Origin of the sequence: Streptomyces sp. NPDC051913 (genome assembly GCF_044593635.1) — a bacterium.
GTDB lineage: Bacteria > Actinomycetota > Actinomycetes > Streptomycetales > Streptomycetaceae > Streptomyces.
This window is the reverse complement of the sequence record NZ_JBIUCI010000044.1, coordinates 1-6,014: the sequence shown is the minus strand read 5'-3', so window position 1 is coordinate 6,014 and position 6,014 is coordinate 1. Positions and strand designations below refer to the sequence as shown.

General features: G+C 70.4%; 5 protein-coding genes and 2 pseudogenes. 2 read left to right on the top strand and 5 right to left on the bottom strand.

The genetic code is table 11. The features are described from left to right. Positions 1-395, bottom strand: a pseudogene (locus tag ACIHIX_RS47790) (sugar kinase); the annotation flags it as partial. Positions 396-588: 193 nt separating this feature from the next. Between ACIHIX_RS47790 and ACIHIX_RS47785 the strand changes: the two are divergent. Together ACIHIX_RS47785 and ACIHIX_RS47780 are read left to right on the top strand one after the other, a co-directional pair. Next, positions 589-1,857, top strand: a complete 1,269-nt coding sequence (locus ACIHIX_RS47785) for a low temperature requirement protein A (protein ID WP_399966961.1) — start codon at positions 589-591, stop codon at positions 1,855-1,857. Between the two features lie 51 nt (positions 1,858-1,908). After that, positions 1,909-2,124, top strand: a pseudogene (locus ACIHIX_RS47780) (HAD family hydrolase); the annotation flags it as partial. Positions 2,125-2,384: 260 nt separating this feature from the next. Here ACIHIX_RS47780 and ACIHIX_RS47775 read toward each other — a convergent pair. The 4 genes from ACIHIX_RS47775 to ACIHIX_RS47760 form a co-directional block, all read right to left on the bottom strand. Continuing rightward, on the bottom strand, positions 2,385-3,062 hold the full coding sequence (locus ACIHIX_RS47775; protein ID WP_399966962.1) for a GntR family transcriptional regulator: 678 nt from the start codon (positions 3,060-3,062) through the stop codon (positions 2,385-2,387). A gap of 119 nt (positions 3,063-3,181) precedes the next feature. Further along, on the bottom strand, positions 3,182-4,129 hold the full coding sequence (locus ACIHIX_RS47770; RefSeq protein ID WP_399966960.1) for a beta-ketoacyl-ACP synthase III: 948 nt from the start codon (positions 4,127-4,129) through the stop codon (positions 3,182-3,184). 173 nt (positions 4,130-4,302) lie between these two features. Next, the gene (locus ACIHIX_RS47765; RefSeq protein WP_256780014.1) at positions 4,303-4,443 is read right to left on the bottom strand and encodes a hypothetical protein; all 141 of its coding nucleotides are present in this window, start codon (positions 4,441-4,443) and stop codon (positions 4,303-4,305) included. Further along, on the bottom strand, positions 4,406-5,743 hold the full coding sequence (locus ACIHIX_RS47760) for an OFA family MFS transporter (protein WP_399966959.1): 1,338 nt from the start codon (positions 5,741-5,743) through the stop codon (positions 4,406-4,408). Before ACIHIX_RS47760 ends, ACIHIX_RS47765 begins: the two co-directional genes overlap by 38 nt. Positions 5,744-6,014: the final 271 nt, after the last annotated feature.

Below are 6,014 nucleotides of genomic sequence, written 5' to 3'. Positions count from 1 at the left end.
GCCAGCCCCGTCGCCCGCAACTTCGCGGCCATCGCCAGCACCTGCTCGAAGACCGCGACCGGCCCCTCCCGGACGTCCATCGGCTGGTTCAGATGGCCGAGGATCTCCAGTTCGGCGTTGGTGACGGCGACGTCGACCGAGGTCGCGCCGATGTCCACGCCGAGGAAGCGGAGACCCGGGTTGAGCCGGATGTTGTGGGAGCGGCGGCCACCGCGCGAGGCGGCGAGTCCGTCGGCCACGACCAGGCCCGTCTCCAGGAGCCGGTCCACCTCCACGGCCAGCTTGGACCGCGAGAGATCGACCTGATCGCCGAGCTGCGCGCGGGAGTTGGGACCCCCGTCGCGCAACAGCTTGAGCAGCCGGGCCTGATGCGCGTTCGCGGGACGTGCCGTCATACGTCTCACATGCCCCTCCCCGCCTGGACCGGCCACCAACTGTCGGGCTTTCGAGGGGAACGTAGCAGTGACCGCCGAACCTGGGAAGAAGCTGTGCACGAGTTACCGGCGACTTTTCCCACTCGCAGGACAAAGACCGGAGCCATGTCGCGCTCCCCATACGATCTGATCAACGTCGACACAGGGGGACCACATGAACTCCGCAGTGGAGGAACCAGTGGAAGAACCAGCGGAGGAGCCGGTGGGGGAACCAGACCGGGAGCCGGTCCGGGAACCCGGACGTGAACCGGATCGCAGGGTCACGACGCTGGAGCTCTTCTTCGACCTCGTCTTCGTCTTCACTCTCACCCAGCTCACCGTGCTGCTCGCGGGCGATCTCTCCTTCGCCACGGCCGGCCGCGTCGCGCTCATCTTCCTCGTGCTGTTCTGGATGTACGGGGCGTACGCGTACCTCACCAACCAGGTGCCGCCGGACCGGCCGTCACGGCGGCTGGGGCTGATGCTCGGCATGGGCGGATTCATGGTCTGCGCCCTCGCGGTCCCCCGGGTCTTCGACGACACCGGCGTGGTCTTCGGGCTCGGGTTCCTGCTCGTGGTCGTCGTGCACACCGCGCTCTACACCCGCAGCCACGGCCGGGACTCCATCTGGTACGGCGTCCCGAACGCGCTGGCCGGTGTCTCCGTGACGGTCGCGGGCCTGCTCGACGGCCTGGCCGCGGACGGGCTGTGGGTCCTGGCCCTGGCCCTGCAGTTCGTCACACCGTACGTGGCCGAGCGGGGCCCGGGCCGGTCCGACGGCCGCACTCCCGAGGCACTGCGCGCCCAGCTCGGCAGCCTCAACCCGGCGCACTTCGTGGAGCGGCACGGGCTGCTGCTCATCGTCGCGTTCGGCGAGTCCGTCATCGCGATCGGCATCGGCATCGGCGATCTGCCGCTCACGGCGGACCTGTTCGGCGGCGCGTTCCTCGCCCTCGCGCTGGCGACGGCCCTGTGGTGGACGTACTTCGTCCGGGACGAGGAGCTGGCCGAGGAGGTCTTCCGCGCGACGCCCGCCGCGGCCCGGTTCCGGCTGGCGATGAACGCGTACTACTACGCCTTCCTGCCGATGCTGCTGGGCATCGCCTTCCTGGCCGCGGGTGTGAAGAAGACCCTGGGCCACCTCACCGAACACCTCCACACCGGCCCGGCGTTGGCCCTCGCGGGCGGAGTCGCGCTCTTCCTCACCGGAGACGTCGCCTTCCGCGCGGCCCTGCGCCTGCGCCCCGTCCGCTTCCGCGCGACAGCCGCACCGGTGGCCCTGGCGACCGCCCTCCTGGGCATGCACACCGCGGCCGCCACCGAACTCATCGCCCTGGTAGCGGTGTTGGTGACCATGCTGGCGGTGGAAGCACGCTGGTGCGGACGAGGCACGGAGGCAAGGGACTTGGCGCGCGCACGAGGCGACGGCCGGGGTGAGGCGTAGGCCCACGCCGATGTCGGCAAGGTCCCCGCGACCAGGGGATTCCCTTACCGGCTGATCGCGACCGACCTCGACGGGACGCTCCTGCGCTCCGACGAGTCGGTCTCGGACCGCACCCGTGCCGCGCTCGCCGCGGCCACGGCGGCCGGTGCCGCACACATCGTGGTGACCGGCCGCGCGGTCCCGTGGACCCGGCACATCCTCGACGACCTCGGCTACGAGGGCCTCGCGGTGTGCGGGCAGGGCGCGCAGGTGTACGACGCGGGCGCGTCTGTCGCGCCGGTGTGCGTGCTGGGGCCTTGGCGTCGGCCATCGAATGTGCGACCGACGGCAAGGTTCCGTGGGGGCGCGGGTCCCCATCTTACTCAGGGGCGGCGCGGGCACGTCTCGCGTGTGCGCCGGGCCCTGGATCCTGGCGCGGGCCCTCCTTTTGCTCAGGGGCGGCGCGGGCACGTCTCGCGTGTGCGCCGGGCCCTGGATCCTGGCGCGGGCCCTCCTTCAGACCCGCGCCCGGGCCTTCGCGTCGCCGCTCAGGACTTGGTCCGCGCGTGGTACGAGCGTCTCGTGTGCTCCGTGTGTTCGCGCATGAGGCGGGTCGCCAGTGTCTCGTCGTGGGCCTCGATCGCCGCGATCAGGTCGCGGTGCTCGATCCAGGACTGCCGGCCGCGCTGTCGGGCCACCGGCGTGTAGTACCAGCGGACCCGCCGGTCGACCTGGGCGGCCAGCTCCGCGAGGACCGCGTTGCCGGCCAGCCTCATGACCGTGGCGTGGAACCGGGCGTTGAGGACGACGGCGGCGTCCACGTCGTCCGCGGCGACAGCCGCCAGGCCCTCCTCCAGGATCTCCCGCAGGGCGGTGAGTCCGGCGCCGTCCGCGTGCACCGCGGCGAGCCGGGCGGCCTCGGCCTCCAGCAGTGTCCGCACGGTGAGGAGCTGATCGGCCTCCTCCTCGGTGGGCTCGTGCACGAACGCACCCTGCGCGGGCCGCAGATCCACCCACCCCTCGGTACTGAGCCGCTGCAACGCCTCCCGCACCGGCTGCCGCGAGACCCCCAGATGCCCAGCCAGCTCACTCTCGACCAGATGCTGACCAGGCTGCAACGCACGCGTGGTGATCAGTTCGAGGAGCGCCTCGTACACACGGTCACGCAACGGGCCGGGGCGTTCGAGCTTGGGCACCGCACCCTGCGGCAGGCCAGTCGTCGACAACATGGTCCGTCCCCCTCCGGTCGGCGTGGGCGGTCGCAGCCGAAAGCCAGTATGAATTGGCTTTCGTCTACAGTCTACGGCGCCGGTCCGTCCACGGTGCATGCCCCGCCATCAGCCCGTCAGGGGCACCGCACGACCTGTCCCGCGTACGACAGGTTCCCACCGAACCCGAACAACAGCACCGGATCCCCGGAGGACAGCGCCCCCTGCTCCACCAGCTTGGAGAAGGCGAGCGGAATACTGGCCGCCGACGTGTTGCCGGACTCGGCGACATCACGGGCCACGACCGCGTTGACGGCGCCGATCTTCTGGGCGAGAGGCTCGATGATCCGCAGGTTGGCCTGGTGCAGCACGACCCCGGCGAGGTCCTCGGGCACGAGCCCCGCCTTCTCGCAGGCCTTGCGGGCGATGGGCGGCAGCTGGGTGGTCGCCCACCGGTACACGCTCTGCCCCTCCTGGGCGAACCGCGCGGGCTGCCCCTCGATCCGCACCGCGTGCCCCATCTCCGGCACCGACCCCCACAGCACCGGCCCGATACCGGCCTCTTCACCCGGTCCGCAGGCCTCGACGACCGCGGCCCCCGCCCCGTCCCCGACGAGCACACAGGTGGTGCGGTCGGTCCAGTCGGTGACCTCGGACATCTTGTCGGCACCGATGACGAGCGCCCGGGCCGAGGCCCCGGCCCGCACGGCGTGGTCGGCGGTGGCCAGCGCGTGCGTGAAACCCGCGCAGACCACGTTGACGTCCATCGCGGCCGGCGAGGGAATGCCGAGCCGGGCGGCGACCCGGGCGGCCATGTTCGGGGACCGGTCGACGGCGGTCGACGTGGCCACCAGGACCAGGTCGATGTCGCCGGGGACGAGACCGGCCGCGGCCAGCGCCTTGGCGGCGGCATGCGCGGCCAGCTCGTCGACGGGCTCGTCCGGCCCGGCGATGTGCCGCGTACGGATGCCCACCCGGCTCCTGATCCACTCGTCACTGGTGTCCACCATGCCCGCCAGGTCCTCGTTGGTGAGTACCTTGGCGGGCTGGTAGTGGCCGACGGCGGCGATACGCGAGCCGTTCATCTGGAGGGTCCCCCTCGTAGCCTTGGGTAGCGGGATCCACCAGTCTGATCAGTGACTCACGGGTACGGCGTCAGGTAAGGCGACAGGAAACAGGCGCCGGGGTTGTCGGCTTCTGTCAGGCCCTGGGGCGCCCGACCTCCTGACGGTCGGACGCCCGGACACCTACCGAACAGTCACCCGGTGAACAGCTGAGTCGCCTTCTGTACGAGCTCGTACACCCCGTAGGCGAGCGGTACCCCCACCCACAGCCAGGCGAAGGCGATCAGCGGTCGCCGGTCAGGCGGACTCTGCGGACTGCTGTCGTTCTGCGACATCGGCGGCCTCCCTCGGTGCGGGGATGTGGTGACGGGAGTGGACGGGACGGACCAGTTCGTTGGCGACGAACCCGACCGCCAGCAGCCCGATCATGATGAACAGGGACAGGGTGTAGAGCGAGGAACCGCTCTTGCCGGCCTCCTCCTGCCGGTCTGCGATCCAGTTGACGATCAGCGGCCCGAGGACACCGGCCGTGGACCAGGCGGTGAGCAGCCGCCCGTGGATGGCGCCGACCTGGTAGGTCCCGAACAGGTCCTTCAGATAGGCGGGGATCGTCGCGAAGCCACCGCCGTAGAAGGAGAGGATCACCAGCGCGCACAGGATGAACAGCGGCTTGGACGAGTCGCCGACCAGCGCGATGAGCAGGTACATCACGGCACCCGCGCCCAGATAGAGGCGGTAGATGTTCTTGCGGCCGATCAGGTCCGAGGTGGACGACCAGCCGATCCGGCCGGCCATGTTGGCCGCCGACAGCAGCGCGACGAAACCGGCCGCCGCGGACACTGACACCGTTGTCGAGGTGTTCTTGAAGAAGTCCGTGATCATCGGGGCGGCCTTCTCCAGGATGCCGATGCCCGCGGTCACGTTCATGCAGAGCACGACCCACAGACACCAGAACTGCGGGGTGCGCACCGCGCTGCGCGCGGAGACCTGCGGCCCCGAGGTGATGCTGGGCGCCCCCTCCACCGGCCTCTCGGTACGCGGCACCCGCACGAGCAGCACGCCGAGCGTCATGAAGACGGCGTACGACAACCCGTGCACCAGGAACGCCAGCGCGATCCCGGAGCTGTCGGAGCCGAACGACTCCAGCATCTGCGCCGACCACGGCGAGGCGATCAGCGCACCGCCGCCGAAGCCCATGATGGCGATGCCGGTGGCCATGCCGGGCCGATCCGGGAACCATTTGATCAGAGTCGAGACCGGCGAGATGTAGCCGATGCCGAGACCTATGCCGCCGACGAAGCCGTAGCCGAGGACGATCAGCCAGTACTGCTCGGTGGCCGCGCCCAGCGCGGAGAGCAGGAAGCCGGACGAGAAGCAGATGAGGGCGACGGTCATCGCCCAGCGCGGCCCGTTGCGCTCGACGAGCGTGCCGCCGAACGCGGCGGACAGGCCGAGCATGACGATGCCGAGCTGGAAGGGCAACGCGCTCTGGGTGCCGCTCAGACCGAGCGCGGACTCCAGGGGCGGCTTGAACACGGACCAGGCGTAGGCCTGGCCGATGGAGAGGTGGACCGAGAGGGCGGCGGGGGGAACGAGCCAGCGGCTCCAGCCGGCCGGTGCGACAGGGGGACTCATGATCCCGGACAGTAGGGAGCTGCGCGGGAGTTGAGAAGGCGGCGCGTCGACCGTATGCGATGAGCGGTACGCGGGGCGCGCCGAACGGTCGGACCACCCGGTTTCCCGACCTCCGTGGAACCGCACAGGTGCGTCCCGACCCTTGCCGCCTCACCTCACATACTGTAGACAATATGTCGTCGACACAGTTCGACGGTTCCGCGGTACACCCTCGACCGAACGGAGCTCCCACCCCATGAAAGTCGCAGTCCTCGGCGCCGGAGCCATCGGC